At 45.2% G+C, this 22,065-nt stretch carries 21 protein-coding genes and 1 pseudogene; 15 read left to right on the top strand and 7 right to left on the bottom strand.

Features of this window, described 5'->3' with window-relative positions; translation table 11 throughout:
• Nucleotides 1-7: 7 nt before the first annotated feature.
• A complete protein-coding gene (locus QZX97_RS06775; RefSeq protein WP_295664490.1) occupies nucleotides 8-661 on the top strand; it encodes an HD domain-containing protein in 654 nt (217 codons plus the stop codon).
• A gap of 141 nt (nucleotides 662-802) precedes the next feature.
• Here the strand turns inward: QZX97_RS06775 and QZX97_RS06770 are convergent, their stop codons facing one another.
• Nucleotides 803-1,321: a hypothetical protein gene (locus QZX97_RS06770; protein ID WP_295652488.1), complete on the bottom strand. Its 519-nt coding sequence runs from the start codon at nucleotides 1,319-1,321 to the stop codon at nucleotides 803-805.
• A 174-nt stretch (nucleotides 1,322-1,495) separates the two neighbouring features.
• Here QZX97_RS06770 and QZX97_RS06765 point away from each other — a divergent pair, with 174 nt between their 5' ends.
• The 13 genes from QZX97_RS06765 to QZX97_RS06705 all read left to right on the top strand — a co-directional run bounded on the left by QZX97_RS06765 (nucleotide 1,496) and on the right by QZX97_RS06705 (nucleotide 16,824).
• Nucleotides 1,496-2,407 carry a hypothetical protein gene (locus QZX97_RS06765; protein WP_295652486.1) on the top strand — a complete coding sequence of 304 codons (912 nt, stop codon included), beginning with the start codon at nucleotides 1,496-1,498 and terminating at the stop codon, nucleotides 2,405-2,407.
• A gap of 58 nt (nucleotides 2,408-2,465) precedes the next feature.
• Complete coding sequence (locus QZX97_RS06760; RefSeq protein WP_295652470.1) at nucleotides 2,466-3,290, top strand: GMP synthase; 825 nt, start codon at nucleotides 2,466-2,468, stop codon at nucleotides 3,288-3,290.
• A gap of 81 nt (nucleotides 3,291-3,371) precedes the next feature.
• Entirely contained in the window at nucleotides 3,372-3,533 is a 162-nt protein-coding gene (locus QZX97_RS06755; RefSeq protein ID WP_295652468.1) for a FeoB-associated Cys-rich membrane protein, read from the top strand.
• A 42-nt stretch (nucleotides 3,534-3,575) separates the two neighbouring features.
• A complete protein-coding gene (locus QZX97_RS06750; protein ID WP_295652466.1) occupies nucleotides 3,576-6,938 on the top strand; it encodes a glycosyltransferase in 3,363 nt (1,120 codons plus the stop codon).
• Nucleotides 6,939-7,114: 176 nt separating this feature from the next.
• Nucleotides 7,115-8,098 (top strand): pyruvate dehydrogenase complex E1 component subunit beta, encoded by a 984-nt coding sequence (locus QZX97_RS06745; RefSeq protein ID WP_295652464.1) that lies wholly within the window; start codon nucleotides 7,115-7,117, stop codon nucleotides 8,096-8,098.
• A gap of 80 nt (nucleotides 8,099-8,178) precedes the next feature.
• Nucleotides 8,179-8,967: a hypothetical protein gene (locus QZX97_RS06740; protein WP_295652462.1), complete on the top strand. Its 789-nt coding sequence runs from the start codon at nucleotides 8,179-8,181 to the stop codon at nucleotides 8,965-8,967.
• A 78-nt stretch (nucleotides 8,968-9,045) separates the two neighbouring features.
• Nucleotides 9,046-10,338 (top strand): hypothetical protein, encoded by a 1,293-nt coding sequence (locus tag QZX97_RS06735; RefSeq protein WP_295652461.1) that lies wholly within the window; start codon nucleotides 9,046-9,048, stop codon nucleotides 10,336-10,338.
• Between the two features lie 135 nt (nucleotides 10,339-10,473).
• Entirely contained in the window at nucleotides 10,474-10,956 is a 483-nt protein-coding gene (locus QZX97_RS06730; RefSeq protein ID WP_295652459.1) for a nuclear transport factor 2 family protein, read from the top strand.
• Between the two features lie 64 nt (nucleotides 10,957-11,020).
• A complete protein-coding gene (locus QZX97_RS06725) occupies nucleotides 11,021-13,492 on the top strand; it encodes a gliding motility-associated C-terminal domain-containing protein (RefSeq protein WP_295652458.1) in 2,472 nt (823 codons plus the stop codon).
• Nucleotides 13,489-14,466, top strand: coding sequence for a type IX secretion system membrane protein PorP/SprF (locus QZX97_RS06720; protein WP_295652456.1), 978 nt, complete (start codon nucleotides 13,489-13,491; stop codon nucleotides 14,464-14,466). Before QZX97_RS06725 ends, QZX97_RS06720 begins: the two co-directional genes overlap by 4 nt.
• Before the next feature lies 1 nt (nucleotide 14,467).
• On the top strand, nucleotides 14,468-16,195 hold the full coding sequence (locus tag QZX97_RS06715) for an OmpA family protein (protein ID WP_295652455.1): 1,728 nt from the start codon (nucleotides 14,468-14,470) through the stop codon (nucleotides 16,193-16,195).
• A 97-nt stretch (nucleotides 16,196-16,292) separates the two neighbouring features.
• On the top strand, nucleotides 16,293-16,508 hold the full coding sequence (locus tag QZX97_RS06710; RefSeq protein ID WP_295652453.1) for a hypothetical protein: 216 nt from the start codon (nucleotides 16,293-16,295) through the stop codon (nucleotides 16,506-16,508).
• On the top strand, nucleotides 16,498-16,824 hold the full coding sequence (locus QZX97_RS06705; RefSeq protein ID WP_295652451.1) for a type II toxin-antitoxin system RelE/ParE family toxin: 327 nt from the start codon (nucleotides 16,498-16,500) through the stop codon (nucleotides 16,822-16,824). Before QZX97_RS06710 ends, QZX97_RS06705 begins: the two co-directional genes overlap by 11 nt.
• Nucleotides 16,825-16,839: 15 nt before the next feature.
• Here QZX97_RS06705 and QZX97_RS06700 read toward each other — a convergent pair whose 3' ends face one another.
• The 6 genes from QZX97_RS06700 to QZX97_RS06680 all read right to left on the bottom strand — a co-directional run bounded on the left by QZX97_RS06700 (nucleotide 16,840) and on the right by QZX97_RS06680 (nucleotide 20,865).
• Nucleotides 16,840-18,585, bottom strand: a complete 1,746-nt coding sequence (locus tag QZX97_RS06700) for a S41 family peptidase (protein ID WP_295664487.1) — start codon at nucleotides 18,583-18,585, stop codon at nucleotides 16,840-16,842.
• An 86-nt stretch (nucleotides 18,586-18,671) separates the two neighbouring features.
• Nucleotides 18,672-18,887 (bottom strand): hypothetical protein, encoded by a 216-nt coding sequence (locus QZX97_RS06695; protein ID WP_295652448.1) that lies wholly within the window; start codon nucleotides 18,885-18,887, stop codon nucleotides 18,672-18,674.
• A 60-nt stretch (nucleotides 18,888-18,947) separates the two neighbouring features.
• A complete protein-coding gene (locus QZX97_RS19070) occupies nucleotides 18,948-19,238 on the bottom strand; it encodes a type II toxin-antitoxin system RelE/ParE family toxin (protein ID WP_363152070.1) in 291 nt (96 codons plus the stop codon).
• Nucleotides 19,238-19,453, bottom strand: coding sequence for a hypothetical protein (locus QZX97_RS06690; RefSeq protein ID WP_295652446.1), 216 nt, complete (start codon nucleotides 19,451-19,453; stop codon nucleotides 19,238-19,240). Before QZX97_RS06690 ends, QZX97_RS19070 begins: the two co-directional genes overlap by 1 nt.
• 28 nt (nucleotides 19,454-19,481) lie before the next feature.
• Nucleotides 19,482-20,000, bottom strand: coding sequence for a biopolymer transporter ExbD (locus QZX97_RS06685; protein WP_295652444.1), 519 nt, complete (start codon nucleotides 19,998-20,000; stop codon nucleotides 19,482-19,484).
• A gap of 139 nt (nucleotides 20,001-20,139) precedes the next feature.
• Nucleotides 20,140-20,865: a hypothetical protein gene (locus tag QZX97_RS06680; protein WP_295652443.1), complete on the bottom strand. Its 726-nt coding sequence runs from the start codon at nucleotides 20,863-20,865 to the stop codon at nucleotides 20,140-20,142.
• A gap of 154 nt (nucleotides 20,866-21,019) precedes the next feature.
• Between QZX97_RS06680 and QZX97_RS06675 the strand changes: the two are divergent.
• A pseudogene (locus QZX97_RS06675) lies at nucleotides 21,020-22,065 on the top strand (glycoside hydrolase family 65 protein); the annotation flags it as partial.

The following is a 22,065-nucleotide window of genomic DNA, read 5'->3' as shown; positions in this document are numbered from 1 at the left end:
TCGGCCCATGGAAAATGAGCAACTGATAGCCAAAACGGCAAATTATGTGCATCAAACCTTAAAAGGTGCCGAAGCAGGGCACGACTGGTGGCACATTAACCGTGTGTGGAACAATGCCAAACTCATTGGCCAAACCGAAAAGGTGGATATGCTGGTTGTGGAACTGGCGGCATTGTTGCACGATATTGCCGACAGCAAATTCCATAATGGCGACGAAGAAGTTGGTCCGCGCATGGCCGGCGATTTCCTGAAGGCACTAAACCTTGACACAACTATTATTGAGCATGTACAACAAATCATCCGCCACATGTCGTTCAAAGCGGGTTTTGGTGCGCAAGTCTTCAACTCACCGGAAATGGAAGTAGTGCAGGATGCCGACCGTCTGGATGCTATTGGCGCTATTGGCATTGCAAGGGCCTTTACCTACGGCGGCTACAAAAACCGCGAAATGTACAACCCGGATATCCCGGCAAATCTCAACATGAGTAAAGAGGAGTACAAAAACACATCGGCGCCCACCATCAACCACTTTTACGAAAAATTACTGCTCCTAAAGGATAAAATGAACACCGCTGCGGGCAAACATATCGCCCAAAAAAGGCATGACTTTATGCTGCAATACCTCGAACAATTTTACGGGGAGTGGAACGGAATAAAGTAAATAAGATCAAAAACTAACTTCTTAATTTTGATTTTTCCCCTTCGATATTCCTCATTCAAAATTCAGTGTTCGATATTCTACAAAAGAAAGCCGCTTCCTTTACAGAAAGCGGCTTCCGATTAATTCCCCCCGGCTAATCTTTTATTTTACAGCGCGTTTAACAGGGTGTTTTACACCATCGCGTTTTGCTTCGCGGATATCTTTTTTAATGTCCTTTTTGTCGGCTTTGATATCGGCAGTTTCCTTTTTGGCATCGGCCACATCACCTGCTTTAACATCGGCAGCGCGGGCTGTTTTATCAGCCTTTACATCCTTGATATCGTTACGCAGGTCTTTTTCGTCGCCCCTTTTAATTTGTCCATCAGCTTTAGCAATAGGGTGTTTAACACCTTCACTTTTTAAAGTGGCGGCATCGGTTTTAATATCGGCACGGTCGGCTTTTACATCGGCTTGCGCGGCTTGGGCGCCGGTAATGTTGCCTGTTTTAACATCCTTAGCTTCGGTAGCCTTATCGTTGCGTATGTCGCGTTCGTCATGGCGCAGGTCTTTCATTTGTGCAGGCACAGGGCTTACAGGTGTAGTTGTTGGAGGAGTTGTTGTTTGAGCGAAAGTAACTGCAGAACAGATAATTGCAGCGGCTAATAAACTTAACTTTTTCATAATTTTCGTTTTTAAATGGTTATTAATTTGTGTGTTTTTGGTTCTATGACCTGTCGATCATACGGATAGTTTAAAATAATTATATAAATTTTTTGTAGCTAAACTTTTACATTTGTGGGCAGTCATACGGATTTTGTAAACATAATGTTACTTTAATCCGTAAAACCCATTCATATGAAACCTAAATTTAAATTATTCGCAATCAGTTTATTACTGTTGACTTTTTCTTCGGCATTCGCCCAAAAAGATACAACAACATCAAAATCCGACACCAATCCGCCAAAAAAGTCTCACCTAAAAATTGGCGTAAGCTATTTAAGCAACAACGTATTTTTAGGCCGTGTGGATACCGTTACAACGCCAACCTTTTCACCTAAAATCAGTTACACGCTTAAATCCGGCTTTTACGTATCGGGCCAAATGGATTTCATCACCAACCGAAACAACAACAAACTGGATGGGGGTAATGTAGAATTGGGCTACGACTATACCGAAGACGATAACCTGGAGTGGGGCGCGTCGTTCACCAAACTTTTCTTTAACTCTACCAGTACGCAGGTTGCTTCATCATTAAGCAGTACCGCCAATGCCTATATTGATTACGATGTTGCTGATATCATTACACCGGGCTTAAGCCTAAGCTATAGCTTTGTAAAAGGTGGTGGCAGCGGCGACTTACTGTTAAGCCCCAGCCTTTCGCACGACTTTTTGATAGAATCTATTTTTGCCGATGATGATAAATTACTCATCAGCCCACAGGCGGGTTTCAATGCCGGCTCGCAAAACTTTTATTCGGAATATCTGGTACGTAAAGGCAAAATCAACCGTAAGGGTGTAAACGCGGCTTATACTACTTACAATAACGATTTGGGCAATTTTGCTTTGTTAGACTACGAGTTGACAGCCCCCATTGTGTACATAGCCGGCAATTTTAGCTTCTCGTTTACGCCAACCATGGCTTTTGCGCAGGATGCCCTGCCCACAAATACGGCCGCTGAAAAACTAATAACCGACACGATTGAAAAAGCACAACCTTTTAAAAGCAGTGTTTTTTACTTCGAGGCGGGTATATCTTTTAAATTTTAGCACTATCCATATCAACGACAAAAAAATGGCTATATTAGGTAGCCATTTTTTTTGTTAAATGCGGAACATACAAGCAGCCATCATCGACCTTTACGACGGTTACCCTAACCAGGCCATATCGTCTTTTCAGCATATTTTAAACACTTATGCCGCAAATAACGGCTTAACCGTCAACAGCCGGGTGTTCGACCTTCGCGGGAAGAACGAGGTGCCCGACACCGGTTTCGATATTTATATTTCGAGTGGTGGCCCGGGGAGCCCCATAGAAAGCGAAGGCTCGGAATGGGAACAGAATTACTGGAATCTGCTCGGCGCGATCGATACACATAATCAATCGGATGCACCCAATAAAAAACACGTATTGCTGGTGTGCCACTCTTTTCAATTGATTTGCCGTCAATATAAATTAGCCGATGTAAACCGTCGCACAAGCGAATCATACGGTATTATGCCTACTGCACAAACCGAAGCAGGCAAAGCCGACCTGGTTTTGCAGGGCTTGGCCGATAATTATTACGTTTTCGATTCGCGCGAATGGCAGGTGGTTAACCCTGATATGAAACGCTTTGAGGAAATAGGCGCCACATTGCTGACAATAGAAAGGGAACGGACGGATCCGAATAACCCCCGCGCTCTAATGGCCATCAGGTTTGGCCCTTATTGCTTCGCCACGCAATACCATCCAGAGGTAGATCCTGCTGATATGAAAGCCCGTATGTTGACCGACGAGTACAAAAAACACATGGTAGACGAATATGGTATTGCCAAATACGAAGAAATATTTGCCGACCTTGCCGACCCTGCTAAAATAGGGCTTACTTACCAAACCATTATACCCAATTTTTTAGCCCAGGCGCTTAAAAATCAGGATATACCATCCTGATGTCATCATCCAAAAAACCGAAATAAAACCAAATACAAAACGTTTTGTATATACTAAACAGAATTGTATTAAATTTGTGACATGAATTTCCAGTTAGTCATTGTTTTATTGCTTTTTATCGCGGCCGTTTGGTACGTGGGCCGTACTATCTACCATAGTGTTTCGGCAAAAAAAGGCTGTGGAGCTAATTGTAAATGCGGTGTCGATTTTTCCAATATCGATCAGTTAAAACCCGGAAAATAATTGCTGATAACTTATTGATTTTGCTAAAATTTAAAAACATTAATGGCTGATAAGCAGGTTTTTCAGGCCGACACCCCCGGGCGATGGACCCGTTTTAAGTGGATAAGCCGTTCGTTGATTATTTTATTGATAGCCGGTGTTATCGGTGCGGCCATTACCATTACATCGCAGCAATACCCATCTTTACCTAATCTTGATTCTGCTCCCAAAAAGCTTTCTAAAGACGAGTTGGAGGCCTTAAAGCACTCTACCAAGTACAAGGATTTTAAACTGCAGGAAACCGAAATACAGGAGCTTCGGCACGACCTGCGCCTGCACCAGATAAAACACCCGAGTAACAAAAACCGTATCAACGCCGGCTTTTACCGCGCCTGGGAAACGCAGGCCCTGTTTTCGCTCGCCGACCATATCAGCAAACTCGATATGATTGTAAGCGAGGGCCTGGTATTAAAGCCCGGTGCCGATACCGCCATATTTAAGCTGGATACCGGACTGGTGCATGTCAACAAAAAGTACCACAAGCCCGTTATTATTTCGCTGTCCAACTATATCAATGTTAACAATACAAGTGGTTACCTCGATACCAAGGATGTTTACCGCATTGTTAAATCAAAAAAATTGCGCACGCGTTTTATCAACGATATCGCCCAAAAGTTATTGAAAAACCATGTTCAGGGTGTTAACCTGGAATGGGAAGACATAAAGGACCGTAGCGACGATTACTATGTCGCTTTCGAAAAAGAGTTATATGCCACCTTGCACCCCTTGAAATTATTGGTCACCCAAAACGTAAACGCTGGCGATGATGGTTACGATGTGGAAGACTTGCAAGCCTTTAACGATTACCTGTTCATCTTCGCTATTGAGCAACATACCGAATCGAGTAATGCCGGCGATATATCCGATCAGCATTGGGTTGAACAAACACTCGACGACGTTTGCGGACAAATACCCAGCGAAAAGGTAATTCTGGTTGTTGGTGCTTATGGTTACGATTGGCCCGAAAACAGCATTGGCACAGCCGTATCCTACCAGGCGGCTATCAGTACCGCTTTCGAACATAAAAGCCCGGTCATTTTTGATAAAAAATCGGCCAACCTGCATTATAACTATATTGATAAAGACAGCCTTTCGCACGCGGTGTACTTTACCGACGCGGTTACCAATTTCAACATTATCCGCATGGCGGATGATTGGGCCACCGGCGGCATAGCACTGTGGCGGCTGGGTACCGAAGACCCGCGTCTATGGAGCTTCTTCGATAAGAATTTATCCATCGATTCCCTGAAAAAAACAGGTATCGACACCAAAAAACTGACCACCGTTGGTTTAAATAACCGTATCGATTATTCGGGAGATGGCGAGGTGCTCGATTTGGTTTCCACCCCGTCGCCGGGCCTCATCAACATCACGATGGACCCCAAAACCTTTAACATTACCGACCAGCAGTATGTGAGGGTCCCAACAAAATACCAAATCAGGAAATACGGCTACGCCCCGCATAAAATTGTACTGACTTTTGACGATGGCCCCGACCCTGATTTTACCCCCCGCATCCTCGAGATATTAAAAAAGGAAAAGGTGCCTGCTGCGTTCTTCGTTGTTGGTTCGATGGCCGAAAAGAGCATCCCTATACTGCGCGAAGAATATGAAGACGGTTTTGAAATAGGCAACCACACCTTTTTCCACCCCGATGTATCCACCATCAGCCTTCAACGCGTAAAACTCGAACTGAACGCCACGCGTAAATTGATTGAATCGGTTACAGGCCGGAGCACCATCCTGTTCAGGCCGCCGTTTAATGCCGATGCCGAGCCGCAAACCGTTGCCGAGGTAATCCCCGTGGCATTGAGCCGCGAGGAGCGTTACATCAACATAGGTGAATCTATCGACCCGCACGATTGGGAACCCGGCGTAACCGCCGATACTATTGTGGCACGCGTTATCGCGCAAAGAGACGCAGGCTCCATGCTGCTGCTGCACGATGCCGGTGGCGATACCCGCGAAGAAACCGTAAAAGCACTGCCCCGCATCATCGAATATTTTAAAAGCCACGGCTACCAGTTTACCACCATTGCCGATGTATTGCACAAAACCAAAGGCGACCTGATGCCCAAAATTAGCGACGATGCCGACAGCGGCATTGTGGGTACCCTGTACAACTTCATGATCATGAGCGTGTTTTATGGCAACTGGTTTATGCTTTACCTGTTCTTTTCGGCCATATTTTTAGCCGTGGGCCGTATTGTGCTCATTGGCATACTGGCCTCGCGCCAATACGCCGAAAACGGCAAAGAAAATGCAGAGCGGTTGGCCCGCACAGAGCTGCCGCCCGTGAGCATCATCGTACCTGCCTATAACGAAGAGGTAACGGCTATAAAAACCATCGAAAGCTTACTCGGTACCAAATACCCCGATTTCGAGATTATTTTTGTTGATGACGGGTCGAAAGACAAAACCTATCAGGTAGTGAGCACTGCCTACAGTGATAACCCCAGGGTTAAAATACTCACCAAACCAAACGGTGGCAAGGCAACGGCGTTAAACCATGGTATCCAAAACGCGAGTCATGATTTTGTGGTTTGTATTGATGCTGATACGCAATTAAAAGACGATGCCGTTTACCACCTGATGACCTATTTTGACGATGAGGAAATTGGCGCTGTGGCCGGTACAGTTAAGGTAGGGAATGAGAACAACCTGATCACCCGCTGGCAATCTATCGAGTACATTACCGCGCAAAACATGGACCGCCGCGCGTTCGATTTGATCAATAGCATCACCGTGGTGCCGGGCGCTATTGGGGCATTTCGTAAATCGGCTATCGCGAAAGCAGGTGGCTTTACATACGATACCCTGGCCGAAGATTGCGATTTGACTATGCGTATCCTAAAACAAGGTTATATCATCCGCAATTGCGCAGAAGCACTGGCTTATACCGAAGCACCTGAGTCGATCGAAATGTTGCTTAAACAACGCTTCCGCTGGAGCTTTGGCGTCATGCAAAGTTTCTGGAAAAACAAGGATGCCCTGTTCAACAAGAAGTATAAGTATTTTGGCATGGTGGGCATGCCCAATATCCTTATCTTCCAAATCATACTGCCCTTGTTCTCACCCCTTGCCGACCTCATGATGGTGATCGGCCTTTTTGGCGATCACCGCGAAAAGATCATCGGCTACTACGTGGCTTTTGTACTCATCGACTTTATAGTAGGCATCATCGCCTTCTGGATGGAGAAAGAAGATTACAAAAAGCTTATCTACATCATCCCGCAACGTTTTATTTGGCGCCAGTTGATGTACTATGTACTGTTCAAATCCATCCGCCGTGCCGTTAAAGGTGAGCTGAGCGGCTGGGGTGTATTGAAGCGCACCGGCAATGTAACCGCCCGCGCTGTTAAGTAGGTATTTATGCCACGAAGAAACAAAGTCACTAACAGAAAAGCTCCGTGTCTTAGTGCCTTCGTGGCAACACTAAAATAAGCGTGATTTTTTACGTCAAACCCAACCTAAGCACAGTTGCATTATTAACATTACTCCTTATATTTGCAATCGCTTAAAAACAATGATTTAGACACATAATGAGAGAAATACAATTCAGGGAAGCACTTCGCGAAGCAATGCAGGAAGAAATGCGCAACGATGGTACCATTTATCTGATGGGCGAGGAAGTTGCCGAATACAATGGCGCTTACAAAGTGAGCCAGGGTATGTTGGATGAGTTTGGTGCCAAACGTGTTATTGATACCCCCATATCTGAATTGGGTTTCGCCGGTATCGCTGTAGGGTCAGCCATGAACGGTTTGAAACCTATCGTCGAGTTCATGACGTTCAACTTCTCGCTGGTAGCTATCGACCAGGTGATCAACGGCGCGGCTAAAATCATGTCGATGAGCGGCGGGCAGTTCTCGGTCCCTATCGTGTTCCGCGGCCCTACAGGCAACGCGGGTATGTTAAGCTCACAGCACAGTCAGTGTTTTGAAAGCTGGTATGCCAACTGCCCCGGTTTAAAAGTAATTGTACCGTCAAACCCGTACGATGCCAAAGGCTTGTTAAAATCGGCTATCCTGGATCCCGATCCGGTTATCTTTATGGAGTCGGAACTGATGTATGGCGATAAAGGCGAAGTGCCCGAAGAAACCTATTATATTGAAATTGGCAAAGCCAAAGTCGTTACCGAAGGTACCGATGTTACCCTGCTTGGTTTTGGTAAGATAATGAAAGTGGTAATTGCCGCCGCGGCCGAATTGGCTAAAGAAGGCATCAGCGCCGAAGTGATCGACCTGCGCACCGTGCGCCCTATTGATTACGCTACGGTGATCGAATCGGTTAAAAAAACCAACCGTTTGGTAATAGTTGAAGAAAGCTGGCCATTAGGCTCTATAGCTACCGAAGTAGCCTTTAAAGTGCAAAAAGACGCATTCGATTACTTAGATGCCCCAATCCTGCGCATTATGGGTGGCGATGTACCATTGCCATACGCTCCGACACTTATACAAGAATACCTGCCAAACCCTGAGCGCGTAATTAAAGCGGTTAAGGAAGTAATGTATGTGAACAAGTAAGCTTAGGCGACAAAATATCGAAAGCCCGTTATGAAAATAGCGGGCTTTTTTGCGTAATTTTCTTTTGTTAAAATCAAGTTATGAAAAAGGCTATTTTGTTAGCATTCTTGCTATTAATAACAACTTCAATATTTGCTCAAGAAGACGCTACCATTAAAGAAATTCACAATGACAGAAATAAGGAATTTAGGCATATTATTAAACTGATAAAAGAAGACAAGGTTAACGAATTATCAAAACTTGTAATGTATCCGCTTAAACGACAAAACCCCTTGCCGAATATTGCTAATTCGAAGGAGTTCATTGCGTATTATCCAATTGTGTTTGATGAAGAATTTAAAAAGAAGCTTAACCTTTATAACGATTCGGATGTGTTTGAGCATGACGGAATGTATGGACTGGTAGGCGGGCCTTTTGCAGGAGACATTTGGATGGATGACGACGGAAAGATTGGCGGCATAAATATCAATTCAAAAAAAGAAATAGCGCTGCGTAAGCAATTGACTAAGAGTATACAAAGCAAAATGCATCCAAGTGTTAATTATTGGGAAGACAATCTGATTGTTGGAAAGTCTCAAAATTTGTTAATACGGGTTGACTATTCAGAAAAATATGGAATCAGATATGTGTCATGGAGTAAAGGAAGGTTGACCTCAGAAAAACCAGATCTGATTTTATATCATGGAAAAGATGAGGCACAAGGTACAATGGGCGGCTGGACTTATACTTTTAAAAATGGGGACTGGACTTATATTGTTGACGATGTCCAAATGTGTGCCGATGATAACCCAAGTGATTGTGGCCTTTTCCTCCGTTTACTTTATAAAGGAAATGCTAAAAGTACGGTAAGATTAAAAGAGATCAAATAATAAACCTCATATTTAGTCCAAAAAAACAAATAGTTGTAACTATTTGTAAAAGCCAACGTCTTGTAAAAAAATAGACAAATGAAATCAAAACTGACCCTTGTTGCATTATTGCTTTGCTGTACTTCATACGTAAAAGCCCAGCAATGGACACCTGCCCAATTATCATTTGGGGATTTTGCGCGTGGTAGCGATAGCTTACGCTCGATCGCATACAAAAAGCAGGACGCTAAAGCCTATGCTCAGTTAGTTGATCAATTTGAGGCCAAATACAAGGCTCAAAGTATCGAGATTCAAAAAATGTTTAAAGGAAATTATAACAGTGCCTGGTATAATCTCGCCTGTGTGTATTCGCTGCTCAACGATAAAGAAACCGCTTTAAATATGCTCGAAAAGAGCATCAAGCTCGGCTTTATATGGTATGATACTATTATGAAGGACAGTGACATGGATAACATCAGGCACGAGGCGCGGTTTGCCGCCCTGGTACAATCCCTCCGCGAAACAGGCGACTACCTCTATATTTTGAGAAAGGCCGAAAAATATAATGCCGCCGATGTACGGCCCATACCCACCTTCACCTATCAACCACAAACCGAGCCGCATTTGGTTGCTTTGCGAAAGGCTTTTAACCTCGATTCGATAGCCGGGAAAGGCAACGAGGTTTCGCAGATCATCAACATGCTGCATTGGATACATTACCTTGTTCCGCACGACGGGCAGCACGATAATCCCGTAATCAAAAACGCGATGAGTATGATAGCCGAATGTAAAAGAGATAACCGGGGCTTAAATTGCCGGGGGCTGGCTACGGTGCTTAATGAGTGTTATTTGGCAATGGGTTTTAAATCGAGATTTGTTACTTGTTTGCCGAAGGATAGCTTGAAAATTGATAACGATTGCCATGTAATTGATATGGTTTACGCAAAATCGTTGAAAAAGTGGATATGGATTGATCCTACCAACGATGCTTACATCATGAATGAAAACGGAACTTTGTTAGGTCTTGCCGAAGTACGCGAAAGAATTATTAAAGACCAGCCGCTTATTGTTAACCCCGATGCCAATTGGAACCGCAGGCAATCGACAGTAAAATCGGATTACCTGTTTAATTACATGGCCAAAAACCTGTATATTTTGGAATGCCCGGTAATGAGCTGTTACGATGCCGAAACCGCACAGGCAGAAAAAACTACCGAATACGTAATGCTGTTACCGCTCGATTACTTTAAACAAGGCCCCGATAAATCAGCAAACACCAACGAAAAAACAAAATATACCACAATAGTTTACAAAACCAATAACCTCAATTTGTTTTGGGCATTACCGCCCGCTGATGATAGCAACAAACAGGTTTCATCGCAGGTAAATTAAATTTTCGGCGGCGGATACTTTGCGTTTTTATTGATACAGAAAGCCCGTTGTGCAAACAGCGGGCTTTTTGCATAATAAATGCATGGTTTAATTATAGATTAATATCCGTAATTTTACCCTACCAATTATATCGTCATGACGCCTAACGAAGCCCTCATCACGCAATTTTATACCGCGTTTCAGCAAAAAGACTATAAAACCATGCAGGCGTGTTATGCCGATAACGCCACCTTTAGCGACCCTGTATTTACCGAACTGGACGCCGCGCACGTAAAGGCTATGTGGGAAATGCTCTGCAAACGCAGCGGTGCCGATTTTAAGTTGGAGTTTAAAAACATGCGCTCATCGGCCAATTTGGTAAGCCTCCGTTGGACAGCCTGGTACACCTTTAGCGCGACCGGCCGTAAAGTTATTAACCATGTAAAAGGCGGTTTTGTTATTGAAAACGGCAAAATTGTAAAACATGTGGATCAGTTTAATTTTTACACCTGGGCGCGGCAGGCCTTTGGCATTACCGCCATGCTGCTCGGCTGGACGATATTATTCAAAAGCCGCGTAAGGTTAACGGCGCATGGCAATCTGGAAAAATTTATGGAAAAGATGCGCATTGTTGATTGAATGTGTTAAAACGTAATTCATGAGCGTTTTTTTGTAACTTCAATCTTTATTGTGGTTTTATACAATGTTTATACGGCTACCCTTCTATTGGTTTAAGGTTATCAAACGCTTAATTTGCGGTTTTGCATGGCTTATCGCGATGCAGGGGATGGTATCGGCCGAGGGCAGCAAAGAGTTGAACGCCAACGGGGGCAACAGGGCTTATCTGTTTTCGGGCAATACGGCCAACCTGTCCTTCCCATTCCCTACCATGGGCACCATGAAGGTATATGCCAAAGCCGGCGAAAGCATTTACTTTGGCTCCAGCGCGCAAGGCATTAGCGCAGGTACAATGGTCATCCGCTCGCCCGATGGTAAAACCTATACCAGCGGATCGTCTGCAACCGTAGGCCTCATCGCCAATCGCGCGCAGGAAATTGCAGGCCCATTGCCTAACGCCGGCGGTTATGCACCTTTCATCCAACCGGTGTTGGCCGGGCAAAGCGGCGTGTGGGAGGTCGATTTTATACCCACCAGCAACAATGCCATCAATGTTAACCCCATAGCATCAAATGCAGCATGGGTTCAGCCCGACGGGCAATACATTTGCGCTTTTGATGTTACTGTACGAGATGCCGCCAACGCCAATTTTTTAACAGGCAGGGCTTATACCAATGTATTTATGGGTTTGTTGGGTGCTTACGATATCGGCTTTAATGCCATCGTAAAAGTGCTCACCAAAGACGGTTACCTGTACAACCTGAACAACAACGGCCAGGCCGGCGATGGCTTCTCCTTCTTTGCCGATAACAAAGGCTTTAAAACCGCAAGCGGATTGCCATCGTACAAAAGCGTGGATAATGTAACCAACTTTAATGTGCAGGACCCAACGGCTAATGACAGCCAGTCGGACATTACCCATAAAATATTCTTCAACACCCCCGCCGCCGATTTGCCTGCAACCGCCAATACGCCCGAGGGTAGCACCTGGCTGTTAGCTGCGCCGGTAGCCCCCACTATTACCAATGTTACCTTTACGGGGATAGAGGGCACGGCAGGCAAGGCCGGAACCAGCCCTTTGGGCGCGTATATCGGCTTTACGGCATCCGAAAACGGTTTTTACAACATCACAATCGACGTGAACAAAAACGGGGTTTTTACCGACCCGATAGACCGTAAACTGACAGGCACCGTAAGTCAGGGTGCAAATTCCATTTACTGGGATGGGTTGGATGGACAAGGCAACGTAGTGCCTGTAAACACCTACAGCCTCAACATCAGTTCCGTACTCAATTCGGGCGAGGTGCATTTTCCTTTTTTTGATGTGGAACGTAACGTAAACGGCATCATAGTAACCCGCCTTAACGGCTACAAAGCGCCCGATGATACCATTTACTGGGACGATTCGCCTATTACTATTGTAGGTACGCCCTCAAATCCGATTACAAATTTAACAGGCATCAGCAGTACCTTGAACGGGCATAAATGGGGTACGGCCGGCGCCGGTCCGCTGGAGTTTGGCAACGAAAAAAGTATTGATACCTGGGCATACGTTCCCTCGGCGCCCATACTGGCATCGCTCAGCTTCCAGTTGCAACAAGCCGACTTGGAAGTGGTGAGCGTTACCGCGACCTCGGCCTGTGTGGGGCAGCCGGTGGTGATCACGGCGGTAGTGCGCAACAACGGCCCGAGCGATGTAAGCGGGGCTAAGTTCGCGCTCACTTACCCAACGGCTATAACAGGCATCAGCGTAAGCAATACCAAAACTACCGGCGCAAGCAGCATCAGCGCTTCAACAACAAGTGGTACCGAATACGACGCCACTTTAACCATGGCCAGTGGCTCGGTCATCACTTTTACGCTTGGCGGCATTGCATCAACCATACCTTCCGGCGGATTATTGAATACCACCGCGAGCATTTTACGCCCTGCTGATGTTACCGACCCTGATGCCACCAACCCCGCCGACCACGCCCCGCCAACCGACCCCCTGGGCGAATGTAACGCTCTGCCATCGGGTACAGGTTGCAACAATGTAAAAGTCGCTACGGCCACCATAGGCACCACACCCAATGCCGGTGCCGATCAAACCATTGTTAAAAACACGCAGGTTAGTATGATGGCAACCGGCACCGCTACCTGGGCGCAGGTGGGCAGCACACCGGCGGCAACAAATATTGCCAATACTACCAGCCCAACTACTACCGTCACCGGTTTTAGCGTGGCAGGCAATTATACTTTTGTTTATGCCAATGGTGCGGGTTGCGCCGATACGGTGGTAATCCGTGTACTCGACAATATTACCGTACCAAACATCATCACGCCCAACGGCGATGGCAAGAACGATACTTTTCAGATTGTGGGCCTTTCGTCATTCCCCAACAGCGAACTCATTATTTTTAACCGCTGGGGCGCCGAAGTGTACCGCTCGGCCAATTATTTGAACGATTGGGACGGCAAGGGCTTATCCGAAGGGACATATTATTACATACTGCACCGCAAGGAATTGGACAGCAGTATTACCACATTTAAAGGCTGGGTATATTTAAAACGATGAGGGCACAGGCTAAACATATCTTGTTATTGCTGCTGGTTACCGGCTTCGCGAAAAGCTATGCCCAACAAACCATACAGTTTAGCCAATATGTTTTTAACGGTTTGGCTGTTAATCCCGCCTACGCGGGATATAAAGACGACTGGACGCTCAACCTGAGCAGCCGCATACAATGGGTGGGAATTAACGGCGCGCCCAAAACCAATACCATATCTATCGACGGCCTCACCAACGGCGAAAGCAAAAAAGTAGGCCTTGGCCTTTGGGCCTCAACCGACCAATTGGGCCCGCAAAGTACTTCATCGGTATATGCCAACTACGCCTACCGCCTGCAGTTGGATGCCAATGATACCAAACGCCTTTGCTTCGGCGTAGCGGCCGGGCTGATACAGTACAGCCTCGATGCCTCCAAATTTAACGCCATTGATGTAAGCGACGGGCTGGTGCCATCGGGAAACCAAAGCCAGCTCACACCCGATTTTAGGGTTGGTCTGTATTTTTATACGCCGACGGTGTACATAGGCGCATCGGTGCTTAGTTTAATACCGGCCACCACCACGCCGGGCAGCAATGCCATCATCCAACAGGTGAGGCATTATTATATCACCAGCGGCGTGATGGTGCCGTTATCAGGTTTCCTCGATTGGAAACCCTCTATCATGTTTAAAGAGGATTTTAACGGTCCGGCTAATCTGGATGTCAACAGCTTTTTTCTACTCAAAAAGGTGTTATGGCTCGGGGCTTCATACCGCACAGGCGTACCTTACCTTAACGGAAAAACCATAAGTGGCCTGTATAAAAGCGATGCCATAGCCGCCATGTTCGAGTTTTACGCCGCCGATAACCTGCGCATAGGTTACTCGTACGATTTTAGTACGAGCCCCCTGGCGGGAAACCAGAGCGGTTCGCATGAGTTGTCGTTGAGTTATAGTTTTAAAGGCCGCAGACCAAGGATATTGAACCCACGCTATTTTTGATATGAAAAAGTTGCTCAGCTATATCCTCTTCATCTGCCTGGCTACCAGCCTCATGGCACAGGAGCAGCCTACCAAAAAACAACAGGCCGACCAGCTGTTTGAGCGCTATGAGTATTACAAGAGCCTGAACCTGTACCTCGACCTTGCATCAAAAAACAACCCTGACCTGGGGATATTAGAACGCGTTGCCGAATGTTACCGCCTGACGAACAATTATGCCAGCGCCGAAGAATGGTATGCCCGCGTAGCCGATGACGAACGAGCCAGCCCCCAATGTATTTATGCTTACGCCGAAGTGTTGCTGCGCAATCAAAAATTCGACCAGGCCCGGGCTACTTACAAAGTGTATTATGATAAAGTTGGCAAAGCTGCGGAATATGCCGCTAAGCTGGCTACCATCGATTCGGCGGTACGTTGGATGGCCTTAACGCCTCGTTATAATGTGCAGAACGCGGATAAATTCAATACCAGCTCGTCCGACTGGGGTTTGGCTTATTATGGTAAAACCGGTTTCGTTTTTACATCCGACCGGAATATGGACAACCAGGATAAACGCACGGGCGAGGGTTATTACCGCCTGTACCAATCCATCGATGGCAATATTGGCGAACTGCCCATGAATACCAAAGGCAACCCGCTTTTTAATACCGATTACCATACCGGCCCTATGGCCATAAACGCCTCCGGCGACACGGCATATATCACCATTACTACCCGTTCGCCGAAGCGTAAAATAGTTATAGACAAAAACTATAATACGAAGCAAAGATTATATACAAGGTGGCTGCAACTCATCATCGCCACCAAAACAAAAGGCGAATGGGGTAACTTTAAAAACTTTCCCTACAACAATATCGAACAATATTCGGTGGGGCACGCGGCATTGTCTAAAGATGGCAACATGCTTTACTTCACGTCCGACATGCCGGGCGGCATCGGCGAAACCGACATTTGGTACTGCCAAAAACAAGCTGATGGTACTTGGGGAAAACCCCTTAATTGCGGCCCCATCATCAATACTGCGCAGGAAGAAGCCTTCCCGACCATTAGTGGCGATACGCTGTATTACTCATCCAAGGGACTACCGGGCATGGGCGGTTTTGATATTTTTAAAACGGTCGGACAAAAAGATAGCTGGAGCAAGCCGGTAAACATGCAATACCCCATCAACAGCACCAGCGACGATTTTTGCCTCATTACGCACGACGGCATCAGCGGTTACCTGTCGTCGAACCGGGAAGTGGGAAAGGGCAGTGATGATATTTACAGCTTTACCAACCATGAACCACATGTGCCCTTCCGTGTACCTTTGGGTAGTGATAATGCCGGGCGATTGCCGGCCAAACAATTTAAACCGCCTTTCGAGGTAGGCAAAAGCTATGTGTTCAATAATATTTATTACGATTTGGATAAATCGAATATCCGCCCTGATGCGGCCATTGAACTGGATAAATTGTACGTCATACTACGCGATAACCCGACCCTCAAAATCGAACTCTCATCGCATACCGATTCGCGGGCATCGCACAATTACAATATGGCGCTATCGCAACGACGGGCTGCATCGGCAGTGGCCTACCTTGTTAGTAAAGGCATCGACCGCAGCCGCATGACCGCTAAAGGTTACGGCGATACCCAACTACTCAATAAATGCGCCAAAGGCGTACCCTGCACCGAAGCGGAGCATCAGTTAAACAGGAGGACAGAGGTTAAAGTGGTGGGGTATTGATTCGCAAAGCGCAAGGAGCATAGCGCAAAGCGTTTGGTTTTCTGGTGTTTTACCGTCGTTGTTGTTACTAACAACATTTAGTATATTTGTATTAACAATGAAACTCATTATCGACATAGCGGACAATAAAGCTGAAGGCTTTATGGAAATGGTGAAAGATCGTTTTAATATAAAGGCTAAGGCACTCTCTGCGCCTGATGCCGCTCTGTTTGAAGAAATCAAGGAGATAAAAAAGGCGTTTAAATATGCCGGGCAAATTAAAGCGGGCAAATTAAAAGGCCGCCCGGCTGAAGACCTGTTGAATGAATTATAAGGTTTCGACAATTGCCCCTTTTGACAAACAACTTAAACGTCTTGTCAAAAAATACCCCTCGTTAAAAAACGAACTCAGAACGCTTATTAAAGAACTAAATACCGAACCAAACAAAGGTACCGCTCTTGGCAACGATTGTTATAAAATACGTTTGGCCATAGCATCTAAAGGCAAAGGTAAATCGGGCGGGGCACGCGTCATAACCTATTTTGCCATTACCGATAGTGAAGTTTTCCTGCTATCTATTTATGACAAGTCAGAACAAGCTGATATTTCGGACAAAGACCTACTGAGGCTATTGGATGTTGTAAGGTGATTAAATCTCCGCACATCAATTCTCATCCGTCTTCTCTTCCGCTTTCAAAGCGGCCATTGCCGGGCCGGGTTTGCCGATAACTTTGTATTGGCCATCGCCTTTTAGAATACTGGCTACCTCGTTTTTGTCTTGCATCAATTTAACGGCCTGAGCCATTTCTTTGTCGTATTTAAAGTTGCACTCGTAGCGACCTTTTTCAAAATAATAACGCGATACGATTTCATTTTCGAGTATCTGTTTTATCTCGTCTTTATGTTGTTGCAAGTCGTCGCCTTTGGTAGCGGCCAGTTTGGCTTTCAGTGCTTCGTATTCGTTTTTTATGGCCGCAAACTCTTTGTCTTTATCGGCTTCTGTTTTCAGGTCGGCCAGCACCTTTTCCGATTTGTTGCTGTAGGTATAATTCTGGGTCGACAGGAATTTTACAAAGTCGGCATAGTCGGCATCGGTCAGCGTAAAGCTTTTTGCATCGGGTATCTTTGGATGTGTGTTGCGGTATTGTGTGGCGTAATCAAACACCAACAACTTGTTTACCAGCACCTGGGTAATATTGGCAAAGTGCTCCTGTTTTACAAAAACGTCGGGAAAAATAGCGCCGTGATCGTAAACCGAGCGGCCCGCTTTGGTTTTAAACTCGTGCATTACAGAATCCGCAACGCGGTCAACCGTGCCATCGGCCTTGCGGTTTGTATAATCTAAACTCTGTATGCACCTGCCCGATGGCGTATAGTATTTCGCGATGGTGATTTTTACCAAACTGTTATAAGGCAGGTTAAAGGTTTGCTGCACCAACCCTTTACCATAACTGCGTTGTCCGATGATGACGGCACGGTCCAAATCCTGCAGTGAACCGGCCACAATTTCGGATGCGGATGCTGAGTGGCTGTTCACCAACACTACTAACGGCAGGTCGGGCTCAACCGGGGTATTCTCGGTATGGTAAACATAGTTTTTATCCTTTACCTTACCAATTTGCTTTACTACCAATACGCCCTTAGGTACAAACAGGTTCACAATTTTTACGGCCTCCTGCAAAATACCACCACCGTTGGAGCGTAAGTCGAGGATGATACCGTTAGGGTTGTTTTTTTTAAGTGCGATAAGTGCGTCGGTAACTTCCTGGCCCGAGTTCTCTAAAAATTTATCGAGCTTGATATAGCCCATATTGTTGGCCACCATGCCATAGTACGATACGTTAGGTTGTTGTATCTCGTCGCGGATAAGGTCTTTTTCTATCGGTTCGGCAACTTTATCGCGTTTGATGAGCAGTTTGATGGCCGCGCCTTTGGTGCCTTTGAGCAGGGTGCTTACCTGGTCGCTGTTTTTTCCGGCAAGGTCAATGTCGTTTATTTTAAGGAGTTCGTCGCCGGGGCGTATATCGGCTTTTTGGGCAGGGAAACCTTCATCAACTTCTGATATGATAACTTTTTTGTCTTTCGCGAAGATGCCCGCGCCAATGCCGCCATATTGGGTGCTTACGTATTTAAGTTTATAATCTTCGATTTCCGATTCGGGTACGAACTCGGTATAGGGGTCCAACCCGTCGAGCATGGCATCAACGCCGGTTTTTACCAGTTTGGCCGGTACAACCTCGTCAACATAATTTACATTGATTTCTTTATAAACCGATGCAAACACATCGAGGTTTTTGGATATTTGGAACAAATCATCGTTAAAGCTCCATAAAACTATTGCAAGTGCCAGCACACCCGCTGCCCATCCCCATTTTTTATAGGTCTTGGTCAATACTACACGCCTTTCCATTCTATATTCGTATTAAGAATATAAATGTAATAAAAAAAGGATAATAGGTTTTAGTGTTAGTTAAAAATATTACAATGGCTTGGTAATTACAGCCTGTTGGTATCCAAATTTACCAATGCCTTTTTGAGGGTAAACACCACATAAGCGCGGTCGCGGTTTACTAATGCCATCAGGCGGGTAATCAAATCGTCTTCCTGGCCCTCGGCATATTGCAGCTGTTCGTCGGTTAAGTGGTTGTATTTACGCTGAAATTTGATTTTGATGCGTTCCCATTCTTTACTGTTGAATTTTATCTCGGCCATGGTTCGATTGTTTTGTGCAAAAATATAAAATTATAACATCAATAGCCATGCTTACTGATGTTATAATTGAACGGGGTTTCTGCTGGTGTGGAACACGGAATTTATAACCACCGTGGTTTGCTCTTCGTTAATAATATATACAATGCGATATGAAAAACGTTTTAGAGTAGCAAACCTGAACCGCTCAGAAAATTGAACATTAAATTGATATGGGTTTTGGCTGATTAGGGAAATATAATGATCAAGTTCGGCTATAAATTGTTTTCCTAAGCCAAATACCTGCGATTCATACCAGTTGAAAGCATCTTCGGTTTCAATTATAGCAATGGTTAATATGTCAACAGTATACATCAGGACCCTAAAAAACGCTCTTTCACATTGTTCCAGGGTTCTGATGTCATTTCACCGGCTTCAAATAAAGCTTGCCTTCTTAAAACTTCAGTTTTTTGAGTTTCAGATAATTCATCAACAGCGTTGGTACGATAGTCATATTTGAGGCTGTTCAAAAAGGCTATCAGTACCCTTTCTTCGTCCTCGTTACGAATATCTACCGTTAATGTTGTCATCCTCACAAATTTAATAATTATCTTTAAATCAATACACCTTTTTGTCTTTCAAGTAGGCAATATCTTTATCCATTATATCAGCTACGGCATACTGCTCTACATTGTTTATTTTTATTTCGTCGAGGGCACCCACCATATCGCCGTAAAGCGATTTATCGCTTGGTTTTACAATAACCAGCATGCTTTTGTGGGTCTTTTGTTCCACATCTCGCTTCATATCGGCAATTGTTTTGCCTAGGCCATCTTTATCAAACCCAACCAGATTTGGCCCCACAATGGGTTTATCCGGCAGGCCCAGATACGATACCACCTGATGGTTGCTGCCCAGGCATACGGTTAGCGTACGGCTGGCCGCTTCGCCGCCGGGGTCGCCAACAGGCATATCCATTTGGAATATCCTCGCCTTTTGCAGCGTAGTGGTGAGCATAAAAAAGGTAATCAGCAAAAATGCCAGGTCGACCATCGCTGTCAGGTCAACGCGTGCTGAAAATTTTTTCCGCGGACTTTTTCCGCCTTTTTTTTCGGGAGAAGAATTGAGCTCTGCCATGGTGGTTAAGTTTAAAGGTTGAACATTGGGTTATCATTGCACAGGAGGTCGCAATGTTATTAGTTCAACGCCATGACAAAGAAGATGTTGTGCGATTTTTGAAATATAGTTATTAAGCAATAAATGGCTTAATAATCTCCTACTTTTTCAACTCTTCATCAATCTCGGCTACCATTATTCTAAGTCTTTTTGCCAGTTGCAATTTATGCCTTTTCCGCTCATCGAAAATAAACACGTAACGCAATATTTGGTAGCGCACCGCAGGGTCGTTCAGTAGCTTTGAAACGCCGATATTTTCTGAATATTCAGTTCCTTTTATTCCGATGTAGGTATTATAATCCCTTTCGCGGGTGCGAAAAACGTTCATATCGGCATCCCTTTCAAACGGCATATAGCTGGAATATAAAATAACCAAATGCTTTAACAGCTCCTGATTTTCAATCAGCCTTAAATAGCCCGATGATTTGAAACCCTCAAAGCGGCTATCATCAAAAATAAAATAATTGGTGTTCATCAAGTAGTCGGCATTGCTGTCAACGTAAGCAGCATTAATTTTATGCATTTTTACTTCTTTCCACACCTCGTTATAATAGTCGACAGTAGGTTGAAAGGTTTTTACCGAAGCCTCAATATCATCGGCACTACCTTTCAGGTCATTCCTGATACCTTGAAGAAACTCACGCGCCAGTTTCTTCTCGTGCCGCTCATCGTTCCAGTTGTGAAACAACAAGGTAATACTTACCGCCAGCACAATAATGAGAATCTCACCTAAAAACTCTTTTATCTTTTCGAGCCACGTTTTGTCGGGGCTTTTCAGTGCCTTCAGTGCTTTTTTTGAATGTTGAATTACCTTTTCTTCTGACATGAAACTTGTTTTACGATTTAAAGATAATTAAACTTTTTAAACATAAAACAGCCTTAAACTACTAAAAAATGCATATTATGTTGCTATTTTTTATTTGCCGGCGTTACTATAAAATAAGAAAGCATAATTTAGTGCCTCAATTACACCAATTATAATGAAGAACTACATCATCCCGCACGAGTGGAACATCATAGAAGAAGGTTTCGACCCGCATTTAAACAAAGTATCCGAAAGTATTTTTAGCTTGGGCAACGGCCGCATGGGGCAGCGTGCCAATTTTGAAGAAGCCTATAGTGGCGAGACTTTGCAAGGCAACTATGTTGCGGGTGTTTACTATCCCGATAAAACCCGCGTGGGCTGGTGGAAGAACGGTTACCCCGAATACTTCGCCAAAGTATTGAACGCCGCCAACTGGATCGGTATCGATATAAAAATTGGAGACGAGGTGTTGGACTTGCACCAATGCAAGGTTAGCGCTTTTAAACGCGTGCTCAACATGCACGACGGTTATTTGGAGCGCAGTTTTACCGCCGAACTGAAAAGCGGAAAAAAAGTAAGCGTTACAGCTACCCGCCTGTGCAGTATTGTGGACGAAGAGGCTGGTGTCATCAAATACGCCATTACGCCATTGAATTTTAGTGCCGATATTACCGTTACGCCTTACATCGATGGCGATATATCAAACGCCGACTCTAATTACGACGAAAAATTTTGGGAGCATGTAGCTTATGCCGAAGATGGCAACGATTTTTACCTTACCATGCGAACCAAAAAAACGGGTTTTGAGGTGTGTACAGGTAGTAAATTTACTGTTTCGCAAAAGGTGAGCGCGGAAAATATCCTGAAAGAAAAGTATGTGGCCTCCACTTTTACTGTTCAGGCCAAACAAGGCGAAGAGTTGGTGATTTGCAAATACGCCGCAAATGTATCCTCGCAAAACCATGCCCCTGCCGATTTGCTCGGCGCCTGCAAAAAAGTGATTGCGACGGTATCCCTAAAAGGCTTTGATACGATGCTTACCGAACAAGCTGCCGCATGGCATAAAAAATGGGAGCACAGCGATATCGTTATCGATGGCGATGTGAAGGCACAGCAGGGCATCCGTTTCAATATTTTCCAGCTCAGCCAAACCTATACCGGCAGCGATGCCCGCCTCAACATAGGCCCCAAAGGTTTTACCGGCGAAAAATACGGGGGCTC

Source organism: uncultured Mucilaginibacter sp. (assembly GCF_903893715.1).
GTDB lineage: Bacteria > Bacteroidota > Bacteroidia > Sphingobacteriales > Sphingobacteriaceae > Mucilaginibacter.
Note: the sequence above shows the minus strand (reverse complement) of the source record. Positions and strands in the feature narration are given on the sequence as shown.

Excerpts from the sequence above, each read along its gene's own strand:
- QZX97_RS06775 (WP_295664490.1), top strand. The coding sequence starts at position 8 with ATGGAAAATGAGCAACTGATAGCCAAAACGGCAAATTATGTGCATCAA.
- QZX97_RS06770 (WP_295652488.1), bottom strand. The coding sequence starts at position 1,321 with ATGAAAAAGTTAAGTTTATTAGCCGCTGCAATTATCTGTTCTGCAGTT.
- QZX97_RS06765 (WP_295652486.1), top strand. The coding sequence starts at position 1,496 with ATGAAACCTAAATTTAAATTATTCGCAATCAGTTTATTACTGTTGACT.
- QZX97_RS06760 (WP_295652470.1), top strand. The coding sequence starts at position 2,466 with ATGCGGAACATACAAGCAGCCATCATCGACCTTTACGACGGTTACCCT.
- QZX97_RS06755 (WP_295652468.1), top strand. The coding sequence starts at position 3,372 with ATGAATTTCCAGTTAGTCATTGTTTTATTGCTTTTTATCGCGGCCGTT.
- QZX97_RS06750 (WP_295652466.1), top strand. The coding sequence starts at position 3,576 with ATGGCTGATAAGCAGGTTTTTCAGGCCGACACCCCCGGGCGATGGACC.
- QZX97_RS06745 (WP_295652464.1), top strand. The coding sequence starts at position 7,115 with ATGAGAGAAATACAATTCAGGGAAGCACTTCGCGAAGCAATGCAGGAA.
- QZX97_RS06740 (WP_295652462.1), top strand. The coding sequence starts at position 8,179 with ATGAAAAAGGCTATTTTGTTAGCATTCTTGCTATTAATAACAACTTCA.
- QZX97_RS06735 (WP_295652461.1), top strand. The coding sequence starts at position 9,046 with ATGAAATCAAAACTGACCCTTGTTGCATTATTGCTTTGCTGTACTTCA.
- QZX97_RS06730 (WP_295652459.1), top strand. The coding sequence starts at position 10,474 with ATGACGCCTAACGAAGCCCTCATCACGCAATTTTATACCGCGTTTCAG.
- QZX97_RS06725 (WP_295652458.1), top strand. The coding sequence starts at position 11,021 with ATGTTTATACGGCTACCCTTCTATTGGTTTAAGGTTATCAAACGCTTA.
- QZX97_RS06720 (WP_295652456.1), top strand. The coding sequence starts at position 13,489 with ATGAGGGCACAGGCTAAACATATCTTGTTATTGCTGCTGGTTACCGGC.
- QZX97_RS06715 (WP_295652455.1), top strand. The coding sequence starts at position 14,468 with ATGAAAAAGTTGCTCAGCTATATCCTCTTCATCTGCCTGGCTACCAGC.
- QZX97_RS06710 (WP_295652453.1), top strand. The coding sequence starts at position 16,293 with ATGAAACTCATTATCGACATAGCGGACAATAAAGCTGAAGGCTTTATG.
- QZX97_RS06705 (WP_295652451.1), top strand. The coding sequence starts at position 16,498 with ATGAATTATAAGGTTTCGACAATTGCCCCTTTTGACAAACAACTTAAA.
- QZX97_RS06700 (WP_295664487.1), bottom strand. The coding sequence starts at position 18,585 with ATGGAAAGGCGTGTAGTATTGACCAAGACCTATAAAAAATGGGGATGG.
- QZX97_RS06695 (WP_295652448.1), bottom strand. The coding sequence starts at position 18,887 with ATGGCCGAGATAAAATTCAACAGTAAAGAATGGGAACGCATCAAAATC.
- QZX97_RS19070 (WP_363152070.1), bottom strand. The coding sequence starts at position 19,238 with ATGTATACTGTTGACATATTAACCATTGCTATAATTGAAACCGAAGAT.
- QZX97_RS06690 (WP_295652446.1), bottom strand. The coding sequence starts at position 19,453 with ATGACAACATTAACGGTAGATATTCGTAACGAGGACGAAGAAAGGGTA.
- QZX97_RS06685 (WP_295652444.1), bottom strand. The coding sequence starts at position 20,000 with ATGGCAGAGCTCAATTCTTCTCCCGAAAAAAAAGGCGGAAAAAGTCCG.
- QZX97_RS06680 (WP_295652443.1), bottom strand. The coding sequence starts at position 20,865 with ATGTCAGAAGAAAAGGTAATTCAACATTCAAAAAAAGCACTGAAGGCA.